The following is a 21,501-nucleotide window of genomic DNA, read 5'->3' on the forward strand; positions in this document are numbered from 1 at the left end:
CCCGGAATGCCTGCGTCGTTCATGCGCGCCACGAAGGCGTCCGGCTCCGGCAGCGCCGAGGGCTGATGTCGCGGCCCGCCCCGGCGAGGGTCGGTCCGTAGGCTGTGGGAAGCCCCTCGGAAGGATTAGCCATGACCCTTGGAGTTGGCCGACGTCGCGTCGTCCTCGGAGCCGCAGGCGTGGCTGCCGTACCCGCCCTCGCAGCCTGCGGCGAGGAGTCCACGCCTAAGCAGGGTGGAACCACGACGCCCACCACGACCAGCCCTGGTACGCCCGGAAGCACCGGCGGCGGGGGAGAGGCTGTCGCCTCCACGGCTGACGTGCCCGTGGGCGGCGGCGTCATCGACGCCAACCGGCAGATGGTGATCACGCAACCGGTCGAGGGCGAGTTCAAGGCGTTCTCGTCCATCTGCACGCACCAGGGGTGCCCGGTCGGCGAGATCCGTGGCGACGAGATCGTCTGCCCCTGCCACTTCAGCAAGTTCTCCATCGCCGACGGCAGCGTGATCAGTGGTCAGGCCACCGCACCGTTGCCCAGCATCGCGGTGAAGGTCGAGGGGGACGAGATCGTCCTCGGCTGAGTCCCTGGCGCGCGTCCGCTGAATTGGTCGGAGGAATCCGACCCCGGGAGGTTAGAGAAGCGCCCCGTCGGGGCACGATGCGCCCCGAGAGAACCCACCCAGGGGTTCGTCCAGGGGGATTGCAATGAATCACCAGCTCCGGCGTCCGAGTGTGTGGGCGCCTCTTGTCAGTGTCGTCGTGGCCACGGCCATGTTCGCTACTCCCGTGAGCGCGTCGGCGGAGCGGACGCCCAAGCGCGCCACGCCGACGGCCACCGTCCAGGTCAGCGGCACCGTCAAGGTGGTCGCGGGCGAGGAGGAGCACGACGACCAGATCTACCTCGAGACGGACGCGGGCCAGTTCCTGCGCCTCGAGAGCGGGTTCGAGGCCCAGTCCTTGTCCCGGTTCACCGGCACGGTGGCCATCGTCGACGCCACGAGCGCCGAGCTCGCCTCCGACCGGACCGCGATCTCCCGCGCCGCCGAGTCCGGTGAGGAGGTCCGCGTGCTGGACGGCACGGTCACGCCGTACACCGCCGCAGCCAAGACCGGCACCCACCGCACGTACGTCGCGATGGCGACGAACCTCGGCAGGCTCTCCGCGCCCAACGACGCGCTCCTCAAGCGCATGGGCCAGGCCCAGAAGTACTGGGTGCGCGAGTCGCGCGGGCGCATCAAGACCTGGGCCACCCCGGGCCGCATCAAGAAGTTCCGTACGACCACCACGACCGTGGCACGCGCCTGCGGCCTGGGCAGCTCGGACTTCATGGAGTTCACCCAGGAGGCCGGCCGCAAGGCATTCCCGGGGGTCGACTTCTCGGGACGCAAGCCGAACCACCTCGTCGTCGTCGTCCCCGGCTCGTGCACCCACACCGGCGTCGTCGGGCGCGCGCAGATCGGCGTCAGCCTCAAGTCCGGGGGCCCGGCGATCATCTCCTCCGACGAGTACTACGCCGGCGCCACGAAGTTCACGACGGCGCACGAGCTCGGCCACACCTTCGGCATGCACCACGCCAACACCCCCGGGTACTCCTACGGCGACGCGTACGAGGTCATGGGCTCCGCCCCGGGTGACACACCGATGCTCGGGGCCGCCTACCGCGCCCAGCAGGGCATCTTCGCCAAGGGTGAGGTCACGGACGTCAACGCCAGGAGCACGTCGGTCACGCTCAACAAGATCAGCTCGCTCAAGGGCCGCCGGGTCGCCCGGTTCGTCAACCCGGACAACGGCGCCCAGTGCTTCGTCGAGTACCGCGACGGCGGTGGCCGCGACGCCAAGGCGATCTACACCCAGAACACCTACGCGCCGGCCGGCTACGGCGGCTTCCTGTACCGCACCGGCGTCACCGTCACGTGCGAGGACCTCTCCCAGCCCGGCAAGCAGCTCCAGCGCGCCGGGGGCGGCGTCTACGGCCTGCGTGCCGGCAACGAGTGGAGCAACGGTTCGGGCACGTACAAGGTCCGCGTGTCGGCGCTCGGCACCACGGCGACCGTGGTGACCACCTCCACGCCCGGTGCCGCCCTGAGCGCCGGCTCCGTGAGCGTCACGCCCGCTCCGGCGCTGGAGGGCAGCCAGATCCTGGTCAGCGGCTTCGGCGCGACCATCACCGGGGCTCGCACGCAGTGGCTGGTGGACGGCAAGGTCATCAGCACCTCGGTGGGTGGCTACTGGTACGCCCCGCTGGCCGCGGCCGGCAAGAGCGTCAAGGCGCGCGTGACGGTCTACGCGAGCGGTCGTTCGCCCCGCACGGCCACCAGTGCCGCGGTCCGCGTCCCGCTCGCCCGCATGTTCTACGCGGGCAGCCAGTCCCGCGTGGTCGTCACCGGCAAGGCCCGCGTCGGCAAGAAGCTGGGGGTGCGGTCGCTGGTGTGGATCGGCGCCGACTACCGCCGTCCGCCGGGTCTGAAGCTGCGTCACCAGTGGCTGCGCAACGGCCGGGCGATCCGCGGCGCCACGGGACGCACGTACCGCCTGACGCGTGCGGACAAGGGCAAGCGCATCTCCGTCGTGGAGCGCGCCTCCGCCCCGAAGTTCGTGAAGGGGTACCGCTCGATCTCGGCCGCCAAGCGCGCTCGCTGACCCCGACTGGTGGCCTCGGCCCACGCCACGCGTGGACCGAGGCCACCGGCGTCTCTGTCACCGCTCGACCGTAGGGTTTGTCAGGTGACCTCGCCGAGCAGCTATCGACCCGCTCCGGGCTCGATCCCGACCCAACCGGGCGTCTACCGGTTCTCGGACCGGACTGGGCGGGTCATCTACGTCGGCAAGGCCAAGAACCTGCGCCAGCGCCTCTCGTCGTACTTCGCGGACGTCTCCTCGCTGCACCCGCGCACGGCCACCATGGTGACCACGGCCGCCGGAGTCGACTGGACCGTCGTCGACACCGAGGTCGAGGCGCTGCAGCTCGAGTACTCCTGGATCAAGCAGTTCGACCCCCGCTTCAACGTCAAGTACCGCGACGACAAGTCCTACCCCTGGCTCGCCGTCACCGTGGGCGAGGAGTTCCCGCGGGTGATGGTCGGTCGCGGTGCCAAGAAGCGCGGAACCCGCTACTTCGGCCCGTACAGCCACGCGTGGGCCATCCGGGAGACCGTGGACCTGCTGCTGCGCGTCTTCCCGATGCGCTCGTGCAGCAACGGTGTGTTCAAGCGTTCCTCCCAGATCGGCCGCGCCTGTCTGCTGGGTTACATCGACAAGTGCTCGGCCCCCTGCGTCGGCAAGGTGACCGCGGAGGAGCACCGCGCCATCGTCGACGAGTTCTGCGACTTCATGGCCGGCAACACCGCGGGCTTCGTACGGCGCCTCGAGAGCGAGATGCTGGCGGCGTCCGACGCGCTGGAGTTCGAACGGGCCGCCCGGCTGCGTGACGACATCGGGGCGCTGCAGAAGGCCCTGGAGAAGCAGGCGGTCGTGCTGGGGGACGCCACCGACGCCGACGTGGTCGCCCTGGCCGAGGACCCGCTCGAGGTGGCTGTCCAGATCTTCCACGTGCGCGGCGGCAGGATCCGCGGGCAGCGCGGATGGGTCGCGGACCGCAACGACGCCGCCGACACCGCGGACCTGGTCGAGCACTTCCTGCTCCAGCTGTACGGCGACGGGGACAACATCCCGCGCGAGGTCCTGGTGCCCGTGCTCCCGCACGACCGCACCACCCTGGTCTCACTCCTCTCCGAGCTGCGCGGGAGCCGCGTCGACGTGCGCGTCCCCCAGCGCGGTGACAAGCGCGACCTCATGGAGACCGTCGCGCGCAACGCCTCGCAGTCGTTGGCCCTCCACAAGACCAAGCGGGCCAGCGACCTGACCACCCGCAACCGGGCCCTGGAGGAGATCCAGGAGGCGCTCGAGCTCGACGAGGTGCCGCTGCGCATCGAGTGCTACGACATCTCCAACCTGCAGGGGACCGAGGTGGTTGCCTCGATGGTGGTCTTCGAGGACGGGCTGGCGCGCAAGTCCGAGTACCGCCGCTTCGTCATCCGCGGTGTCGACGGACAGAACGACGTGGCGTCGATGCACGAGGTCATCACCCGGCGCTTCCGTCGCCTGCTGGACGAGCAGGCGGCGGCGACCCCCGCCGAGGACGGGTCCGGCCCGATGCTGGTCGACCCCGAGACGGGTCGCCCCCGCAAGTTCGCGTACGCGCCCGGACTGGTCGTCGTCGACGGTGGCCCTCCGCAGGTGGCCGCGGCGGAGCAGGCGATGGCCGACCTCGGGATCAACGACATCCCGGTCTGTGGGCTCGCCAAGCGTCTGGAGGAGGTGTGGGTGCCCGGTGAGGAGGACCCCGTCATCCTCCCGCGCTCGTCCGAGGGCCTGTACCTCCTGCAGCGCATCCGTGACGAGGCCCACCGCTTCGCCATCACCCACCACCGCGGCCGGCGCTCGCGCACCATGGTCGAGAGCCTGCTCGACGACGTGCCCGGGCTGGGGGAGATCCGCCGCAAGGCCGTGATCACGCACTTCGGGTCGCTCAAGAAGCTGCGGGCGGCGGAGGTCGAGGCGATCGCGCAGGTGCCGGGGATCGGGCCGACGACGGCCGCTGCGATCAAGCAAGCGCTGACGGAGTCGGACGCGAGCAGCAAGACTGGTGTCCGCATCAACACCGCCACCGGCGAGATCGAGGAGAACTGATGGCCGAGCGTCCGATCCCCACGCAGACCCCGGGCGAGCTCGTGATCGTCACGGGGATGACCGGCGCCGGTCGCTCGACCGTCGCCAAGGAGCTCGAGGACCTCGGCTACTTCGTCGTCGACAACCTGCCGCCCACGCTGGTGCGTGACGTCGTGCGGATGGTCGACGACAGCCGTGGCGTCCAGCAGCCGATCGCCGTGGTGGTCGACGTCCGTTCCGGCGCGTTCTTCGACTCGCTGCCAGCCAACCGGCACCAGGGCGTCACCGGGCGACCCACCACGCTGCTCTTCCTCGAGGCCACCGACGACGTGCTCGTACGCCGCCAGGAGGCCGCCCGGCGTCCGCACCCGCTGCAGGGCAGCGGTCGGTTGCTGCAGGGTCTCCAGCGTGAGCGGGAGGCGCTCGCGACGCTCCGTGGCGACGCGGACGCCGTCCTCGACACGGGCAACTTCAACGTGCACCAGCTCAAGGACCGGGTCGCCGAGATGTTCGGCACCCCGGAGTCGACGCAGCTCAAGATGACCGTCATCAGCTTCGGCTTCAAGTACGGCATCCCGGTCGACGCCGACTACGTCGCCGACATGCGGTTCCTGCCCAACCCCTACTGGGTCCCCGAGCTGCGCCCCCTCAACGGTCGCGACAAGGGGGTCAGCGAGTACGTCCTCTCCCAGCCGGGAGCCGCGACGTTCCTCGAGCAGTACCTCCCGGTCCTGGAGACCGCCGCCGCGGGGTACCGCAACGAGGGCAAGCGGTTCATGCAGATCGCCGTCGGGTGCACGGGTGGGAAGCACCGCAGCGTCGCGATGACCGAGGAGATCGCGTCGCGGCTCCGTGCCGCAGGCCACGACGTACGGTCCACGCACCGCGACCTCGGACGGGAGTGACGTGAGGGGGACAGCCCAGTCCGTGGTCGCGCTCGGGGGCGGCCACGGCCTCCACGCCTCGCTCAGCGCGCTGCGGCGACTCCTCGACGACCTCACCATCGACAACCTGCAGGCCGTGGTGACGGTGGCCGACAACGGTGGTTCGTCGGGCCGGCTGCGTGGTGAGTTCGGCGTGCTGCCGCCCGGCGACCTGCGGATGGCGCTCGCCGCGCTGTGCGGGGAGGACGAGTGGGGCACCACCTGGGAGCGTCTGGTCCAGCACCGCTTCGCCGGTGAGGGTGAGATGCGCGGCCACGTGGTCGGCAACCTGCTCATCGTCGGCCTGTGGGAGCTGATGGGTGACCACGTGCGCGCCCTCGACTGGGTCGGTCGGCTGCTGGGCGCCCGGGGCCGGGTGCTGCCGATGGCGCTGACCCCGCTGGACATCGTCGCGGAGGTCCGGGGCGCCGCAGGCACGGGGCCGGGCGCCTCGACGGAGGTGCGCGGGCAGGTCGAGGTCGCCACCACCGGGGGAGAGATCGCCTCGATCGGGCTCGCGCCCGACGACTTCGAGGAGTGCCCCGAGGCGATCGAGGCGGTGCTGGACGCCGACTGGGTCGTTCTCGGGCCGGGATCGTGGTTCACCTCGGTGATCCCGCACCTGCTCGTGCCGGGCCTGCGTGACGCCCTCGAACGGACCACCGCACGGCTGGTCGTCGTCCTCAACCTGGGGCCGCAGGAGGGGGAGACGGGCGGGTACGGCCCGGAGGACCACCTGGCCGCCCTCTTCGAGCACGCGCCGGGGCTGCGCGTGCACACGGTGCTGGCCGACCCGCGCACGGTCGCCGACCACGACCTGCTGGACGGGGCCGTCGCCTCGGCAGGCGCCCAGCTGGTCGTCGCGGACGTCGGCGTCGACGGCGAGGCCAAGCACGATCCCGGCAGGCTGGCGCTGGCGCTGCAGGGGATCATCGAGGCCGCCGATTGTCCGGGGAGTTCCTGAGCCACGTGGTCGGACGTGCAAGGATCACGCCATGGCGATGACCGCACAGGTGAAGGCAGAACTGGCCAACACCCAGATCACGAAGACCTGCTGCCGCAAGGCGGAGGTGGCCACCACCCTGCGCTTTGCGGGAGGCATCCACATCGTGAGTGGTCGGATCGTGATCGAGGCCGAGGTGGACACCGGCGCCGCCGCGCGTCGGCTGCGCCGCGACATCGCCGAGATCTACGGCCACGAGTCCGACGTCGTCATGGTGCAGGGCAGCGGGCTGCGCAAGGGCAGCCGGTACGTCGTCCGGGTGATCAAGGACGGTGAGGCGCTCGCGCGTCAGACCGGGCTGCTCGACCCACGGGGACGTCCGGTACGGGGTCTGCCGCCCGCCGTCGTGTCCGGCGGGGCCTGCGACGCCGTGGCCGCCTGGCGCGGCGCCTTCCTCGCGCACGGGTCGCTGACCGAGCCCGGTCGTTCCTCCTCGCTCGAGGTCACCTGCCCCGGCCCCGAGGCTGCTCTGGCGCTCGTCGGCGTGGCCCGCCGTCTCGGCATCTCGGCCAAGGCGCGCGAGGTGCGCGGTGTGGACCGCGTCGTGATCCGCGACGGCGACGCGATCGGCGAGCTGCTGACCCGCCTGGGCGCCCACGAGTCGCTCATGGCGTGGGAGGAGCGCCGGATGCGCCGTGAGGTGCGCGCCACGGCCAACCGGCTCGCCAACTTCGACGACGCCAACCTGCGCCGCTCCGCCCGTGCGGCGGTCGCGGCCGGTGCACGTGTCGAGAGGGCCATGGAGATCCTCGCCGAGGACGTGCCGGACCACCTGCTCACCGCCGGACGCCTCCGCCTGGAGCACAAGCAGGCGTCGCTGGAGGAGCTCGGGCAGCTGCACGAACCCGCCCTGACCAAGGACGCGATCGCCGGACGCATCCGCCGCCTGCTCGCCATGGCGGACAAACGTGCCGAGGAACTGGGCATCCCCGACACCGAGGCCTCACTGACCCCGGAGATGCTCGCCGAGGAGGAGTGACCCGGAGCGCGGTACGACTGTGCTGAGGGTCGCTCGTCGCTGAGTGAACCTCGGGCGCGGAGCGGGGTGCGTTGGCGATAGGGTGAGGGGCGGACGTACCACCCAACTCCAGGAGACATCTGTCGTGACCGTTCGCGTAGGCATCAACGGCTTCGGCCGCATCGGCCGCAACTTCTTCCGCGCCGTCCGCGCCTCCGGCGCCGACATCGAGATCGTCGGCGTCAATGACCTCACCGACAACAGCGTGCTCGCGCACCTGCTCAAGTACGACTCGATCCTCGGTCGCCTCGACGCCGACGTGTCGGCCACCGACACCCACATCATCGTGGGCGACCAGCAGATCGCCGCGTTCGCCGAGCGCAACCCCGCCGACCTCACGTGGGGCGAGCTGGGTGTCGACGTGGTCGTCGAGTCCACCGGCTTCTTCACCGACGCCACCAAGGCCAAGGCGCACATCGACGCCGGCGCCAAGAAGGTCATCATCTCCGCGCCCGCCTCCAACGAGGACATCACCATCGTGATGGGCGTCAACCACGAGCTGTACGACCCGGCGCAGCACCACGTCATCTCGAACGCGTCCTGCACCACGAACTGCCTGGGCCCGATGGCCAAGGCCCTCAACGACGCGCTGGGCATCGAGAAGGGTCTGATGACCACGATCCACGCCTACACCGCGGACCAGAACCTGCAGGACAACATCCACAAGGACCCGCGTCGTGCCCGTGCGGCCGCGCTGAACATCGTCCCCACCTCGACCGGTGCGGCCAAGGCCATCGGCCTGGTCCTCCCCGAGCTCAAGGGCAAGCTCGACGGCTACGCGCTGCGCGTGCCGACCCCGACCGGCTCGCTCACCGACCTCTCCTTCGAGGCGTCGCGCGAGACCACCGTCGAGGAGGTCAACGAGATCATCAAGAACGCCGCCGACGGCACGTTCCTGAAGTACTCGACCGACCCGATCGTGTCGACCGACATCACCACCGACCCGGCCTCGTGCATCTTCGACGCGCCGCTGACCAAGGTGATCGGCAACCAGGTCAAGGTCGCCGGCTGGTACGACAACGAGTGGGGCTACTCCAACCGTCTCGTCGACCTGATCAACCTCGTCGGCGCCAGCCTCTGACCTGCGGAGATACCTGAACACATGAGCAGCATCGAGTCGCTCGGCGACCTGCGAGGAAAGCGCGTGCTGGTCCGGTCGGACCTCAACGTGCCACTGGAGGACCGGGACGGGACCGCGCACATCAGCGACGACGGGCGGATCCGGGCCAGCGTGCCCACGATCCAGCGTCTTGCCGAGTCCGGGGCCCGGGTGGTCGTCACGGCCCACCTGGGCCGCCCGGACGGGACCCCCAACCCGAAGTACAGCCTCGCTCCGGTCGCCGAGCGGCTCGGTGAGCTGCTCGGCCGCGACGTGCGGTTCGCCACCGACACGGTGGGCGCCTCGGCGCAGCAGGTGGTGGCAGGGCTGGGCGACGGCGACGTCGCCCTGCTCGAGAACGTCCGCTTCAACGCGGGCGAGACCAGCAAGGACGACGCCGAGCGCGGCGCCTTCGCCGACCAGCTGGTCGCGCTGGCGGACGCCTTCGTCTCCGACGGGTTCGGTGTCGTCCACCGCAAGCAGGCGTCCGTGTACGACGTCGCCACGCGCCTCCCGTCCGCCATGGGCGGGCTGGTGGCTGCTGAGGTCGACGTCCTGCGTCGTCTCACCGACTCGCCCGAGCGCCCCTACGTGGTGGTCCTCGGCGGGTCCAAGGTCTCCGACAAGCTCGGCGTGATCGACAACCTGATCGAGAAGGCCGACTCGCTGCTCATCGGTGGCGGCATGGTGTTCACCTTCCTCGCTGCCCAGGGCCACGAGGTCGGCAAGAGCCTGCTGGAGGCCGACCAGATCGAGACCTGCCAGCGCTACCTCGCCGAGGCCAAGGAGCGCGGGGTCCAGATCCTGCTGCCCACCGACGTCGTCGTCGACACGGCGTTCCCGTCGGGAGACCGCGAGCCGACCCCCTCGGTGGTCGCCGCGGACGCGATCCCCGCCGACGCGCTGGGGCTCGACATCGGTCCCGCCTCGGCGGCCGCCTTCGCCGCCGTCCTGCGTGAGGCCCGCACCGTCTTCTGGAACGGCCCGATGGGCGTGTTCGAGGTCGCGGCCTTCGCCGAGGGCACCCGCGCCGTGGCGCAGGCGCTCACCGAGATCGACGGTCTCTCCGTCGTGGGTGGGGGCGACTCCGCCGCCGCCGTACGCCTCCTCGGGTTCGACGAGGCCGCGTTCGGCCACATCTCCACCGGTGGCGGGGCCAGCCTCGAGTTCCTCGAGGGCAAGGTCCTGCCCGGCATCTCCGTCATCGAAGGGAACTGACCGTGGCTGCCTCGCGCACCCCGCTGATGGCGGGCAACTGGAAGATGAACCAGAACCACCAGGAGGCAGTCGTCCTGGTGCAGAAGCTGGCCTGGACGCTGTCGGACAAGAAGCACGACGCGACGAGGTCCGAGGTCGTCGTGATCCCGCCGTTCACCGACCTGCGATCGGTCCAGACCATCGTCGACGGTGACCGCCTCTCCCTGGCGTACGGCGCCCAGGACGTCTCCGAGCACGACTCGGGCGCGTACACCGGCGAGATCTCGGCCTCGATGCTCGCCAAGCTCGGTTGCTCGTACGTGGTCGTCGGCCACTCCGAGCGCCGGGAGTACCACGCGGAGACCGACGCCGTGGTCAACACCAAGGCCCACAAGGCGCTCGCGGCCGGCATGACGCCGATCGTGTGCGTGGGCGAGGGCCTCGAGGTCCGCCAGGCCGGCGAGCACGTGCCGTACACCGTCGCCCAGGTCGACGGCTCGCTGGCGGGCTTCTCCGCCGAGCAGGTCGCGGGTCTGGTCGTCGCGTACGAGCCCGTCTGGGCCATCGGCACGGGCGAGGTGGCGACCCCGGACGACGCGCAGGAGGTGTGCGCCGCGATCCGTGACCGGATCCGTGAGGTGCACGGCGACGCTGCGGCGGACGGCGTGCGGGTCCTGTACGGCGGATCGGTGAAGGCCTCCAACGTGGCTGGCATCATGGAGAAGGCCGACGTGGACGGCGCCCTCGTGGGCGGCGCGAGCCTCGACGCCGAGGAATTCGCCGGGATCGCCCGGTTCTACGACCTGCCGGTGCTCTGAGTACCGGCCCGAATGACATAGGGTTCAGCGCGTGACTCTGTTTCTGACCATCCTGCTCGTCCTGACGAGCGCGATCATGATCCTGCTGGTGCTGCTCCACAAGGGGCGCGGCGGCGGGCTGTCCGACATGTTCGGTGGCGGGGTCTCCAGCAGTCTGGGTGGTTCCTCGGTCGCCGAGCGCAACCTCGACCGGTTCACGGTCGGTACCGGGATCGTCTGGGCCGCGTGCGTCGTGGCCCTCGGACTGCTCTACGCGTACAACGGCGGCTGAGGAGGCTGGCACGTGGCTGGTGGCGGAAACGCGATTCGGGGGAGTCGAGTCGGGGCTGGCCCGATGGGCGAGGCAGAGCGTGGTGACGCGGCGCCTCGCCAGGCAGTGACCTACTACTGCTCCCACGAGCACCGCTCGATGGTGGCGTTCTCCATCGAGGCGGTCGTCCCCGAGTCGTGGGACTGCCCCAAGTGCGGCCTGCCCGCCAGCATGGATTCCGAGAATCCGCCCCCGGCTCCCAAGATCGAGCCCTACAAGACCCACTTGGCCTACGTGAAGGAGCGCCGCTCCGACGCCGAGGCTGCGGGCATCCTCGACGAGGCGGTCGCCCTGCTGCGCAGTCGCCGCAAGTCGGGCGACGTCGTCTTCTGAGCACCACACCACGTCCTGCGCCGGCCCCTTCACGGGCCGGCGCAGCCGTGCTCGTGCCCCTCGGCGCCGCACTGGTGTCGTGCGGGCTCCTGGCGCTGGCCGTCGTGAACGGCTGGCTCGGACCTGACGTCGACCGCGGCGCGGAGTTCTGCGAGGTCTCCTGCGGGCTGCTGGCCCAGCCCGTGAACACGTGGTCCAACCTGGGCTTCGTGGCGGCCGGCCTGGCGGTCGGCTGGCACGCCCGGGGGCCGGAACGTCTCGGCCACACGATGGCGGCCCGACCGTTCCTCGCCGTCGCCTACGCGGTCGTTGTGGTCCTCCTGGGACCCGCCAGCGCGGCCATGCACGCCACCGAGAGCCACCTGGGCGGGGTCCTCGACCTGACGTCGATGTACCTCGTGGCGTCCTGGGCTGCCGCGTACGCCTTGCTCCGCCTGCGCGGCTGGAGCCTGAGGCGCTTCCCCGGCGTCTTCGTCGCCCTGGTCGTGGCGTGCGAGCTCGTCGGCGCGCTGGACATGGCCGTCCCGGTCCTGATGCACCCCGGCAACGTGGCGTTCCTGACACTGCTCGTCACGGCGCTGGTCGCCGAGATCCGGCTGCGCCGGAGGACACACCTGCGCACCCAGCTTGGCTGGGGCGTCGGCGCCGTCGGCTCTCTGGTGGTCGCCTTCGTGATCTGGAACCTGGGGCAGCACGGCTGGTGCGACCCCGGGTCGGTGTGGCAGGCGCACGGTGCCTGGCACCTGCTGTGCGCGGTCTCGGCGTACTGCCTGTTCCGGCTCTACGCGAGCGAGGAGGCGGCCGCGGAGTCGACGAACCAGACCGTCTCCTCCTGACCGCGGACCGCGCGCGCGGGACAGTCGACGACGGGTCCGGGGGTCTGGGCCCGGGCGAGCGCCTCGGCCTTCTCGGCGCCCGCGACCAGGTACATCACAGCCCGGGAACGCTCGAACGCCTCGAACGTGAGGCTGACCCGCTCCGGCGGCGGCTTGGGGGAGTCGTGCACGGCCACCGCGATCGCGTCGGTCACCGACGTGGCGGGGTGGTGGGGGAAGAGCGAGGCGACGTGACCGTCCGGCCCCATGCCGAGCACGACCACCTCCCACTCGTGCCCCGCGCTGTGGCGCACCTCGTGGGCGTACGCCTCGGCCGCCTCCTCGACGCTGGCGCTGGTGTCGGGGCCGGGAACCCGGTGGATCCGGTGGGCCGGCACGCCCAGCGGGGCCAGCAGGGTCGTCAGGGCGTCGAGGTCGTTGCGGTCGGCGTCGTCGAGGCCGACGTACCGCTCGTCGCCCCACCACCACTCGACGCGGGTGAAGTCCACGGACGAGTCGTGGGAGCGCCGCACGACCTCGGCGTGGAACAGGGGGACGAGTGAGCCGCCGGTCAGCGAGACGTACGGGAGCCGGCCGGCGTCCTGTGCCGCCTCCAGCCGGGTCAGGAAGTACGACGCCGCGTCCCCCAGCAGGGTGCTGACGTCCTCGTGGACCCTCACGTCGTCCACCGCTCAGTCCTCCACGAGCTGGGCGAGACGTTTGAGCGTCGCCCCGTAGATGTCGTCGTCGTCGAGGTGCCTCAGCTCCTCGGCGAGCAGCTCGTGGAGGTCGCGGATCCGGAGCGCGGCGGGGCGGTCGGGGTGACCGGGGGAGCTCAGCGTGGCCGTGCGGCCGTCGGGCCGCGAGATGACGATCGCGCCAGCCTTCGTCTCCAACCGCACCTCGGTGATCGCGGGCCCGGGCGAGGTGTGCTCGGCGACGGGGACCCGGAGGCGGTCGGTGAGCCAGGCGCGCAGCAGCGCGGCGCTGGGGTGCCCGCGCTCGGCGGTGACGGACGCGGCGGTCACCTTGGCCGGGTGCTGGTCCAGCGCGGCCGCGAGCAGTCCGCGCCACAGGGTCAGCCGCGTCCAGGCGAGGTCCGTGTTGCCTTCGCGGTGCGAGCGGTACTGGCGCAGCAGCGCGGTGGAGCGCCCACGGGCCAGGGCCTCGACGTCTGTGATCCGACGGCTTGCCAGGGCGCCCAGCGGATCGCCCGCAGGGTCCTCCGGCGCGTCGGAGGCCCACCAGATCACCACGGGGGAGTCGGGCAGGAGGAGCGGCAGGACCACCGACTCGGGGTGCTTCACGACCTCGCCCCGCAGCCGGATCAGGGCGGCCTCCCCGCCCCAGCCGAGGCCGATGCCGACCTGCGCGTTGACGTGCCCCTTGCCGCGTCCGTTGCCGAGGATGATGCCCAGGACGCGGGAGGGGTGCTCGCGCGAGGCCCGCTGCGCCGCGTCCATCGCTGCCTCGGCCTCGTCCTCGGCGACCACGATGATCAGCGTCATGACCATCCCCATCGCGGGGCTGCCGGCGCGTCGACGCGTGCGTACGAACTCGGCCGCGATCGCGGACGAGGTGGTGTCGATGAGCTCGATCATCAGGGCCTCCGCCAAGTGCGTCCGTCGCGGGCGAGCATCTCGTCCGCCGAAGCCGGTCCCCAGGTGCCCGCGGGGTAGGTGTCCGGCTTCCCCTTGCGTTCCCAGTACTTCAGGATCGGGTCGAGGATGCGCCAGGACAGCTCGACCTCCTCGTGGCGGGGGAAGAGCGGCGGGTCGCCGAGGAGCACGTCGAGGATGAGCCGTTCGTACGCCTCGGGGCTGGCCTCGGTGAACGAGTCGCCGTACTCGAAGTCCATGTTGACGTCGCGGATCTCCATCGACGGTCCGGGGACCTTCGAGCCGAAGCGGAGCGTCATCCCCTCGTCGGGCTGGATCCGGATGACCAGCGCGTTCTGGGTCAGCTCCTCCGTCGCGGTCTGGGTGAACGGGAGGTGGGGAGCCCGCTTGAAGACGATCGCCACCTCCGTGACCCGGCGCCCCAGCCGCTTGCCGGCGCGCAGGTAGAACGGGACCCCCGCCCAGCGGCGGGTGGCCACGTTGAGGGTGATCGCGGCGAAGGTCTCGGTGCGCGAGTCGGGCGCGATGCCCTCCTCGTCCAGGAAGCCGACGACCTTGGCGCCGCCCTGCCACCCGCCCGCGTACTGCGCCCGGGAGGTGGTGAGGTCGATGCGACGGGGGATCTGGACGGACTCGAGCACCTTCTGCTTCTCGATCCGCAGGCTCTCGGCGTCGAAGCTCGTCGGCTCCTCCATCGCCACCAGGGCCATCAGCTGCAGGAGGTGGTTCTGGATGACGTCGCGGGCGGCGCCGATGCCGTCGTAGTAGCCGGCCCGGCCGCCGATGCCGATGTCCTCGGCCATCGTGATCTGCACGTGGTCGACGAAGTTGGCGTTCCAGATCGGCTCGAACAAGGTGTTGGCGAACCGCATGGCCAGGATGTTCTGGACGGTCTCCTTGCCCAGGTAGTGGTCGATGCGGAACACCGAGCCGCTGGGGAACACCTCGGCCAGGGTGGCGTTGAGGGCGCGGGCCGAGGCCAGGTCGTGGCCGAACGGCTTCTCCACGACGACGCGGCGCCACGAGCCCGGCGCGGGGTCGGCCAGGTGGTGCTTGCGCAGCTGGGTGGCGACGGTGCCGAAGAGACCGGGCGGGATCGCGAGGTAGAAGGCCAGGTTGCCCCCCGAGCCGCGGGTGAGGTCGAGCTCCTCGACGGTGTGACGCAGCGCCTCGAAGGCCGCGTCGTCGTCGAAGCTGCCCGGGACGAAACGGAACCCCTCAGCGAGCTGCTTCCAGACGTCCTCGCGGAACTCGGTGCGGGCGTGCTCCTTGACGGCGTCGTACACGATCTGCGCGAAGTCCTGGTCGGCCCAGTCGCGCCGCGCGAACCCGACGAGGCTGAACCCCGGCGGCAGGAGACCACGGTTGGCCAGGTCGTAGATGGCCGGCATGACCTTCTTGCGGGCCAGGTCGCCGGTGACGCCGAAGATGACCATGCCGCACGGCCCGGCGATCCGGGGAAGTCGGCGGTCCTCGGGGTCACGCAGGGGGTTCGGGCGGTTCATCGGCCACGCTCCGTGGTGAGTTGCTCGACCAGCCACCGGGTCGAGGCGTCCTGGGAGGCGAGGGAGGCGTCGTCACCGGACAGAGCCGGTGCGATCTCGCTCGCCATCTGCTTGCCCAGCTCGACGCCCCACTGGTCGAAGCTGTTGATGCCCCAGACGACTCCCTGGGTGAAGGTGATGTGCTCGTACAGGGCGATGAGCTGGCCCAGGACCCCCGGCGTGAGCGCCGGCGCGACGATGGACGTGGTGGGACGGTTGCCGGGGAACGTGCGGGCACTGACCAGCGCCTCGTCGACGCCCGCGGCGCGCACCTCCTCGGCCGTACGCCCGAACGCCAGCGCGCGCGTCTGGGCGAGGAAGTTGGCCAGAAGCAGGGTGTGGGCGTCGGTGTCACCGTCCCGCAGCGGGAACGCGGGCCGCGCGAAGGCGATGAAGTCGGCCGGCACCAGCTGGGTGCCCTGGTGGAGGAGCTGGAAGAACGCGTGCTGCCCGTTGGTGCCGGGCTCTCCCCAGTAGACCTCGCCGGTCGACGTGGTGACGGCACTGCCGTCCCAGCGCACCCGCTTCCCGTTGGACTCCATGGTGAGCTGCTGGAGGTACGCCGGGAACCGGTGCAGGAGCTGTGAGTACGGGAGCACCGCGTGGGTGGCGGCCCCCAGGAAGGTCGAGTACCAGACGTTGAGCAGCCCCAGCAGGGCCGGGACGTTGTCCTCCAATGGCGCCTCGGCGAAGTGCTCGTCCATCGTGTGGAAGCCTGCCAGCAGATCGGCGAAGTGCTCCGGACCGATGGCCAGCAGGAGTGACAGGCCGATGGCCGAGTCCAGCGAGTAGCGACCACCGACCCAGTCCCAGAAGCCGAACGCGTGACGGGTGTCGATGCCGAACGCGGCGACCTCGTCGAGGTGGGTGGAGACAGCCACGAAGTGACGCGCCACGGCGTCGGCCCGTCGGTCGTCGCCCACGACGCCGGCGCCTGCGAGCCCGTCGAGCAGCCACGTGCGGGCCAGACGGGCGTTGGTCAGCGTCTCCAACGTCGTGAACGTCTTGCTGGACACCACGAACAGGGTCGTGGCCGGGTCCAGCCCGGCCAGCGTCAGGGCGACGTCCGACGGGTCCACGTTGCTGATGAAGCGGCACTCCAGGTCGGGATGACGGAAGGCGGCCAGGGCCTCGTACGCCATGACGGGGCCGAGGTCGGAGCCACCGATGCCGATGTTGACGACCGTACGGATGCGTTCGCCGGTGACGCCGAGCCAGCGACCGTCGCGGACCTGTCGGGCGAAGTCGTACATCTCGTCGAGCACCTCGTGCACCTGCGCCACGACGTCGGTGCCGTCCACCACCAGGGAGTCCCCGCGCGGACGGCGCAGCGCGGTGTGCAGGACCGAGCGGTCCTCGGTGGTGTTGATCCGGGCCCCGGCGAGCATCGCGTCGCGACGCTCCTCCAGACCGACGGCCCTGCCCAGCGCGACCAGGTCGGCCAGCACGCCCTCGTCGAGGAACGACTTCGACAGGTCGACGCCGAGGTCACCGGAGCGCCGCGTCAGCGCCTCCACGCGGTGCGGGTCGTCGGCGAACCACCCGCGCAGGTCGGGCTCGAAGGCCTCCGCTCGGGCGCTCAGGCGCTGCCAGGGCTCCGTCGTGGTCGGGTCCACGGGAGAGGTCCCCGCGCCCATGTCACACCGTGGCCTTCGCCACCTGCTCCTGGACGCTGGCCAGGAGATCGTGCCACGCGTCGACGAACTTGCTCACGCCCTCGGAGATGAGCACCTCGATGACGTCGTCGTAGTCGACGCCGTGCACCGCGAGCGCGTCCAGGTCCGCGCGGGCAGAGGAGTACTCCCCGCGAATGGTGTCACCGGTGACCTCCCCGTGGTCGGCGACCGCGAGGAGCGTCTTCTCGGGCATCGTGTTGACGGTGCCGGCGGTCACGAGCTCGGTCACGTAGAGGGTGTCGGGGTAGTCGGGGTTCTTGACCCCCGTCGAGGCCCAGAGCGGGCGCTGGGCGTTGGCACCCTGGGACGCCAGCGCTTCCCAGCGGGGCCCTCTGAAGGTCTCCTCGAACGCCTGGAACGCCAGGCGTGCGTTGGCCACGCCGGCCTTGCCGCGCAGGGCCAGGGCCTCGGGCGTGCCGACCTTCTCGAGCCGGGCGTCGATCTCGGTGTCGACCCGGGAGACGAAGAAGGAGGCCACCGAGTGGATGGTGGACAGGTCGTGGCCAGCCTGCGCCGCCTGCTCGAGACCCGTGAGGTACGCCTCCATCACGTGGCGGTACTGGTCGAGCCCGAAGATCAGCGTCACGTTGACGGAGATCCCGCGGGAGATCGCTGCGGTGATGGCCGGCCAGCCGGCGGGCGTCCCGGGGATCTTGATGAGGAGGTTGGGCCGGTCGACCTTGTCCCACAGCTCCACCGCCTGGGCGATCGTGCCCTCGGTGTCGTCGGCCAGGTCGGGGGAGACCTCGATCGAGACCCGGCCGTCCACGCCGCCCGTGGCGGCGTGCACGTCGGCCAGCACGTCGCAGGCGCGGCGCACGTCCTCGGTGGTCAGCTCGGTGACCACCTCGTCGACGCCGCCGCCCGCGCGGACCACGTCGCGCAGCTGGGCGTCGTACCGCTCGCCGTTCTTCAGGGCGCCCTGGAAGATCGCCGGGTTGGTGGTCACGCCGACCACGTGGGACCGATCCACCAGATCGGCCAGGTTGCCGGTCTCGAGCCGCTCACGGGAGAGGTCGTCGAGCCAGATGGACACGCCCGCGTCCGAGAGGTCCTGCAAACGATCAGTCATGCTCGCCTCCTGTTGCCGCGGCCCGGGTCACGGGCCGCGGCTGGTTCTGGTGGATCGGTCTTCAGCTGTGGGTCAGGCGCTCGCGGCCGCGATGCTCTCGCGGGCCGCTGCCGCGACCGCCTCGGCGGTCACGCCGTACTCGGCGAAGATCTTGGCCGGGTCGGCGCTGGCACCGTACTGCTCGATGGAGATGATGCGGCCGGCGTCGCCGACCACCTCGCGCCACCCCTGGGCGATGCCTGCCTCGACGGAGACACGCGCCTTGACCGCGGCGGGGATGACCTCGTCACGGTAGGAGGCGTCCTGGGCGTCGAACCACTCGCGGCACGGCATCGACACTACCCGCGCGGCCACACCCTCGGCAGCGAGCTGCTCGCGCGCAGCGACGGCGAGCTGGACCTCGGAGCCGGTGGCGACCAGCACCACGTCCGGGACGCCGGCGTCGTTCGTGGAGTCCACGAGGACGTAGGCGCCACGGGCCACACCCTCAGCGCTCGCGAAGCCGTCGACCTCGCGCGGGAAGGTGGGCAGGTTCTGGCGGCTCAGCGCGAGCGCAGCCGGACCGTCGGTCTTCTCCAGGACGGCCTTCCACGCCGCCACCGTCTCGTTGGCGTCGCCCGGGCGGACCACGTCGAGCCCGGGGATGGCGCGCAGCGCGGCGAGGTGCTCGATCGGCTGGTGCGTGGGGCCGTCCTCGCCCAGACCGACCGAGTCGTGCGTCCACACGTAGATCGTCGGGATCTGCATGAGGGCGGCCAGGCGCACCGACGGACGCATGTAGTCGGCGAACTGCAGGAAGGTGCCGCCGAAGACGCGCGTCAGGCCGTGCAGCGCGATGCCGTTCATGATCGCGCCCATGGCGTGCTCGCGGATGCCGAAGTGCAGGACCCGGCCGTACGGGGAACCGGTCCAGGTGCTGGTCGAGTGGACCGCGGGCACGAAGGAGTCGACGCCGTCGATGGTGGTGTTGTTGGAGCCGGCGAGGTCGGCGGAGCCGCCCCACAGCTCGGGCAGGTGCGGCGCCACGGCGTTGATGACCTTGCCGGAGGCGACACGGGTGGCGACGCCCTTGGCGTCGGCGTCGAAGACGGGGAGGTCGGCGTCCCAGCCCTCGGGCAGCTGGTGCGCCTTGAGGCGGTGCAGCAGGGCCGCGCCGTCGGGGTTCGCGTCGGCCCACGCCTGGTAGGCGGCGTCCCACTCCTCGCCGGCGGCAGCGCCGCGGGCGAGCAGGAGGCGGCTGTGGGCGATGACGTCGTCGTCGACCTGGAAGGTGCGCTCCGGGTCGAAGCCGAGGATCTCCTTGGTGGCCGCGACCTCGGCCTCGCCCAGGGCGGAGCCGTGGGACTTGCCCGTGTTCTGCAGGGTCGGGGCCGGCCACGCGATGATGGTGCGCAGCACGATGAAGGTCGGCTTGTCGGTGACGGTCAGGCCGGCGCGGATCTGCGCGTACAGTTCCTCGACGTCCTCGCGGTACTCGCCGCCGCCGTTGGTCCAGTCCACGACGCGGACGTCCCAGCCGTACGCCTCGTAGCGCTTGGCGACGTCCTCGGTGAACGCGATGTCGGTGTTGTCCTCGATGGAGATCTTGTTGTCGTCGTAGATCACCGTGAGGTTGCCGAGCTGCTGGTGCCCGGCGATCGAGCTGGCCTCGGAGCTCACGCCCTCCTGGAGGTCACCGTCGGAGGCGATCACGTAGACCTGGTGGTCCCACGGGGAGGTGCCGGGAGCCGCGTCCGGGTCGAGCATGCCGCGCTCGCGGCGGGCGGCCATGGCCATGCCGACGGCGTTGGAGATGCCCTGGCCCAGCGGGCCGGTGGTGGTCTCCACGCCCGCGGTGTGGCGGTACTCGGGGTGGCCGGGGGTCTTGGAACCCCACGTGCGGAGCGCCTCGATGTCGCTCAGCTCCAGGCCGAAACCGCCCAGGTAGAGCTGGTTGTAGAGCGTGAGGGACGAGTGCCCGGCGGAGAGCACGAAGCGGTCACGGGCGTGCCACGACGGGTCCGCGGGGTCGTGGCGCATGACCTTCTGGAACAGCAGGTACGCCACGGGGGCGAGGCTCATGGCGGTGCCGGGGTGGCCGTTGCCGACCTTCTGCACGGCGTCCATGGCCAGGACGCGGGCCGTGTCCACCGCCCGTTGGTCGAGTTCGGTCCAGTCGAGCTTCTCGGGGAGCTCGAACGGGGTGGCAGTCACAGCAGTCCTCTCGGTCGCTTCAGGGCAGGCTCAAGGACAAGACTAGTGGCGTCACGGGCTAGACTCGACTTGGCATGGGACAACCGTGCGCGCGTGCACGGTTCGCGCCGTGTCACCTCCCGATCTCGTGGAGGACGTGTCGCCGTCCCCGCCGTCGTCCCACCATCGTCGTCCCAGAGGTTTCACCGTGTCCCACGCCGGTCAGTCGGCTCCGTCCCGTCACGAGCAGTCGGCCGACGAGGCCACCACGTGGCGCGACGTCGTCGCCGCGTACGTGGGGCTCACCAAGCCGCGGGTCATGGAGCTGCTGCTGCTCACGACGGTTCCGGTGATGTTCTACGCGGCACGCGGGATCCCGGACCTCAAGGTGGTCGCCGCGACCGTGGTGGGCGGAGCCCTGTCGGCCGGTTCGGCCTCGGCGTACAACTGCGTCTACGACCGCGACATCGACGAGCAGATGCGTCGTACGCGGCGCCGCGCCCTGCCCCGGCACGTGGTCTCGCCGGTCTCGGCGCTGGTCTTCGCGACCGTGCTGGCCGTGCTGTCCACGGTGATCCTGTGGTTCGGGGCGAACCCGCTCTCGGCCGTGCTGTCGCTGGGCGCCAACGCGTTCTACGTGTTCGTCTACACGATGTGGCTCAAGCGGCGCACGACGCAGAACATCGTCTGGGGAGGCATCGCAGGGTGCTTCCCGGCGCTCATCGGCTGGACCGCCGTCACGGGCGAGCTGGCCTGGACGCCCTTCATCCTGTTCTTGGTCGTCTTCTTCTGGACCCCGCCCCACACGTGGGCGCTGGCGCTGCGCTACCGCGAGGACTACGCCAACGTCGACGTCCCCATGCTGCCGGTGGTCAAGCCGGGCCGTGAGGTCGCGCGGCAGATCGTCATCTACTCGTGGGTCCTGGTGGCGGTCAGCCTGCTGCTGTGGCCCGTGGCCTCCACCACCGTGCTGTACCCGGTCGTGGCCCTGCTCCTCGGTGCCGTCTTCCTGGTGGAGGCGCACAAGCTGCTCGGGCGTGCCACGCGCACGGACGTGCTCTCGGAGATGAACCCGATGCGTCTGTTCCACGCATCGAACCTCTACCTCTCGCTGCTCTTCGTGGCCGTCGCGCTCGACGCCATCCTGGGCCTCCCGCAGTTCCTCTTCTGACGCGTTCCGTCGTACGCCCTCTCCTCGCTCGATACCCGGGCAGCAACGCGCAGCTCCAGCAGT

The 21,501-nt window shown here is 70.8% G+C and carries 19 protein-coding genes; 13 read left to right on the plus strand and 6 right to left on the minus strand.

What is annotated here, in order from left to right:
* Positions 1-131 precede the first annotated feature (131 nt).
* From ACI379_RS12935 to ACI379_RS12990, 12 genes are all read left to right on the plus strand, one after another.
* The gene (locus ACI379_RS12935) at positions 132-581 is read left to right on the plus strand and encodes a Rieske (2Fe-2S) protein (RefSeq protein ID WP_439792502.1); all 450 of its coding nucleotides are present in this window, start codon (positions 132-134) and stop codon (positions 579-581) included.
* Between the two features lie 205 nt (positions 582-786).
* Entirely contained in the window at positions 787-2,640 is a 1,854-nt protein-coding gene (locus ACI379_RS12940; protein WP_439792503.1) for a hypothetical protein, read from the plus strand.
* Between the two features lie 84 nt (positions 2,641-2,724).
* The gene (gene uvrC / locus ACI379_RS12945) at positions 2,725-4,689 is read left to right on the plus strand and encodes an excinuclease ABC subunit UvrC (protein ID WP_439792504.1); all 1,965 of its coding nucleotides are present in this window, start codon (positions 2,725-2,727) and stop codon (positions 4,687-4,689) included.
* Positions 4,689-5,573, plus strand: coding sequence for an RNase adapter RapZ (gene rapZ, locus ACI379_RS12950; RefSeq protein WP_439792505.1), 885 nt, complete (start codon positions 4,689-4,691; stop codon positions 5,571-5,573). The genes uvrC and rapZ overlap by 1 nt, the downstream gene beginning before the upstream one ends.
* Before the next feature lies 1 nt (position 5,574).
* A complete protein-coding gene (locus ACI379_RS12955) occupies positions 5,575-6,555 on the plus strand; it encodes a gluconeogenesis factor YvcK family protein (RefSeq protein WP_439792506.1) in 981 nt (326 codons plus the stop codon).
* Between the two features lie 31 nt (positions 6,556-6,586).
* Positions 6,587-7,573 carry a DNA-binding protein WhiA gene (gene whiA, locus ACI379_RS12960; protein ID WP_439792507.1) on the plus strand — a complete coding sequence of 329 codons (987 nt, stop codon included), beginning with the start codon at positions 6,587-6,589 and terminating at the stop codon, positions 7,571-7,573.
* Positions 7,574-7,697: 124 nt separating this feature from the next.
* The gene (gap, locus tag ACI379_RS12965) at positions 7,698-8,693 is read left to right on the plus strand and encodes a type I glyceraldehyde-3-phosphate dehydrogenase (RefSeq protein ID WP_439792508.1); all 996 of its coding nucleotides are present in this window, start codon (positions 7,698-7,700) and stop codon (positions 8,691-8,693) included.
* 21 nt (positions 8,694-8,714) lie between these two features.
* Positions 8,715-9,929 carry a phosphoglycerate kinase gene (locus ACI379_RS12970; RefSeq protein ID WP_439792509.1) on the plus strand — a complete coding sequence of 405 codons (1,215 nt, stop codon included), beginning with the start codon at positions 8,715-8,717 and terminating at the stop codon, positions 9,927-9,929.
* 26 nt (positions 9,930-9,955) lie between these two features.
* Positions 9,956-10,726: a triose-phosphate isomerase gene (gene tpiA, locus ACI379_RS12975; protein WP_439792528.1), complete on the plus strand. Its 771-nt coding sequence runs from the start codon at positions 9,956-9,958 to the stop codon at positions 10,724-10,726.
* A 31-nt stretch (positions 10,727-10,757) separates the two neighbouring features.
* Positions 10,758-10,997, plus strand: a complete 240-nt coding sequence (gene secG, locus ACI379_RS12980) for a preprotein translocase subunit SecG (protein WP_439792510.1) — start codon at positions 10,758-10,760, stop codon at positions 10,995-10,997.
* A 12-nt stretch (positions 10,998-11,009) separates the two neighbouring features.
* Positions 11,010-11,369 carry an RNA polymerase-binding protein RbpA gene (locus ACI379_RS12985; protein WP_439792511.1) on the plus strand — a complete coding sequence of 120 codons (360 nt, stop codon included), beginning with the start codon at positions 11,010-11,012 and terminating at the stop codon, positions 11,367-11,369.
* Between the two features lie 47 nt (positions 11,370-11,416).
* The gene (locus ACI379_RS12990; RefSeq protein ID WP_439792512.1) at positions 11,417-12,205 is read left to right on the plus strand and encodes a ceramidase domain-containing protein; all 789 of its coding nucleotides are present in this window, start codon (positions 11,417-11,419) and stop codon (positions 12,203-12,205) included.
* Here the strand turns inward: ACI379_RS12990 and pgl are convergent.
* The 6 genes from pgl to tkt form a co-directional block, all read right to left on the minus strand.
* Positions 12,151-12,873: a 6-phosphogluconolactonase gene (gene pgl / locus ACI379_RS12995; protein ID WP_439792513.1), complete on the minus strand. Its 723-nt coding sequence runs from the start codon at positions 12,871-12,873 to the stop codon at positions 12,151-12,153. The two genes, ACI379_RS12990 and pgl, sit on opposite strands and share 55 nt — an antisense overlap.
* A 3-nt stretch (positions 12,874-12,876) precedes the next feature.
* A complete protein-coding gene (locus tag ACI379_RS13000; protein ID WP_439792514.1) occupies positions 12,877-13,785 on the minus strand; it encodes a glucose-6-phosphate dehydrogenase assembly protein OpcA in 909 nt (302 codons plus the stop codon).
* The gene (gene zwf / locus ACI379_RS13005; RefSeq protein WP_439792515.1) at positions 13,785-15,308 is read right to left on the minus strand and encodes a glucose-6-phosphate dehydrogenase; all 1,524 of its coding nucleotides are present in this window, start codon (positions 15,306-15,308) and stop codon (positions 13,785-13,787) included. Before zwf ends, ACI379_RS13000 begins: the two co-directional genes overlap by 1 nt.
* Positions 15,305-16,984 (minus strand): glucose-6-phosphate isomerase, encoded by a 1,680-nt coding sequence (pgi, locus tag ACI379_RS13010; RefSeq protein ID WP_439792517.1) that lies wholly within the window; start codon positions 16,982-16,984, stop codon positions 15,305-15,307. The genes zwf and pgi overlap by 4 nt, the downstream gene beginning before the upstream one ends.
* 1 nt (position 16,985) lies before the next feature.
* A complete protein-coding gene (tal, locus tag ACI379_RS13015; protein WP_439792518.1) occupies positions 16,986-18,095 on the minus strand; it encodes a transaldolase in 1,110 nt (369 codons plus the stop codon).
* 72 nt (positions 18,096-18,167) lie between these two features.
* Positions 18,168-20,201: a transketolase gene (tkt, locus tag ACI379_RS13020; RefSeq protein WP_439792529.1), complete on the minus strand. Its 2,034-nt coding sequence runs from the start codon at positions 20,199-20,201 to the stop codon at positions 18,168-18,170.
* Positions 20,202-20,475: 274 nt separating this feature from the next.
* Here tkt and ACI379_RS13025 point away from each other — a divergent pair, with 274 nt between their 5' ends.
* Entirely contained in the window at positions 20,476-21,438 is a 963-nt protein-coding gene (locus ACI379_RS13025; protein ID WP_439792519.1) for a heme o synthase, read from the plus strand.
* The last annotated feature ends 63 nt before the right edge of the window (positions 21,439-21,501 follow it).

The organism is Nocardioides sp., from assembly GCF_051876515.1.
GTDB lineage: Bacteria > Actinomycetota > Actinomycetes > Propionibacteriales > Nocardioidaceae > Nocardioides.

Bases quoted from the DNA above. Each gene is read 5' to 3' on its own strand.
- tpiA (WP_439792528.1), top strand. From the start codon at position 9,956: ATGGCGGGCAACTGGAAGATGAACCAGAACCACCAGGAGGCAGTCGTC.
- tkt (WP_439792529.1), bottom strand. From the start codon at position 20,201: ATGGACGCCGTGCAGAAGGTCGGCAACGGCCACCCCGGCACCGCCATG.
- zwf (WP_439792515.1), bottom strand. From the start codon at position 15,308: ATGAACCGCCCGAACCCCCTGCGTGACCCCGAGGACCGCCGACTTCCC.
- rapZ (WP_439792505.1), top strand. From the start codon at position 4,689: ATGGCCGAGCGTCCGATCCCCACGCAGACCCCGGGCGAGCTCGTGATC.
- ACI379_RS13000 (WP_439792514.1), bottom strand. From the start codon at position 13,785: ATGATCGAGCTCATCGACACCACCTCGTCCGCGATCGCGGCCGAGTTC.
- ACI379_RS12935 (WP_439792502.1), top strand. From the start codon at position 132: ATGACCCTTGGAGTTGGCCGACGTCGCGTCGTCCTCGGAGCCGCAGGC.
- pgi (WP_439792517.1), bottom strand. From the start codon at position 16,984: ATGGGCGCGGGGACCTCTCCCGTGGACCCGACCACGACGGAGCCCTGG.
- tal (WP_439792518.1), bottom strand. From the start codon at position 18,095: ATGACTGATCGTTTGCAGGACCTCTCGGACGCGGGCGTGTCCATCTGG.
- whiA (WP_439792507.1), top strand. From the start codon at position 6,587: ATGGCGATGACCGCACAGGTGAAGGCAGAACTGGCCAACACCCAGATC.
- ACI379_RS12970 (WP_439792509.1), top strand. From the start codon at position 8,715: ATGAGCAGCATCGAGTCGCTCGGCGACCTGCGAGGAAAGCGCGTGCTG.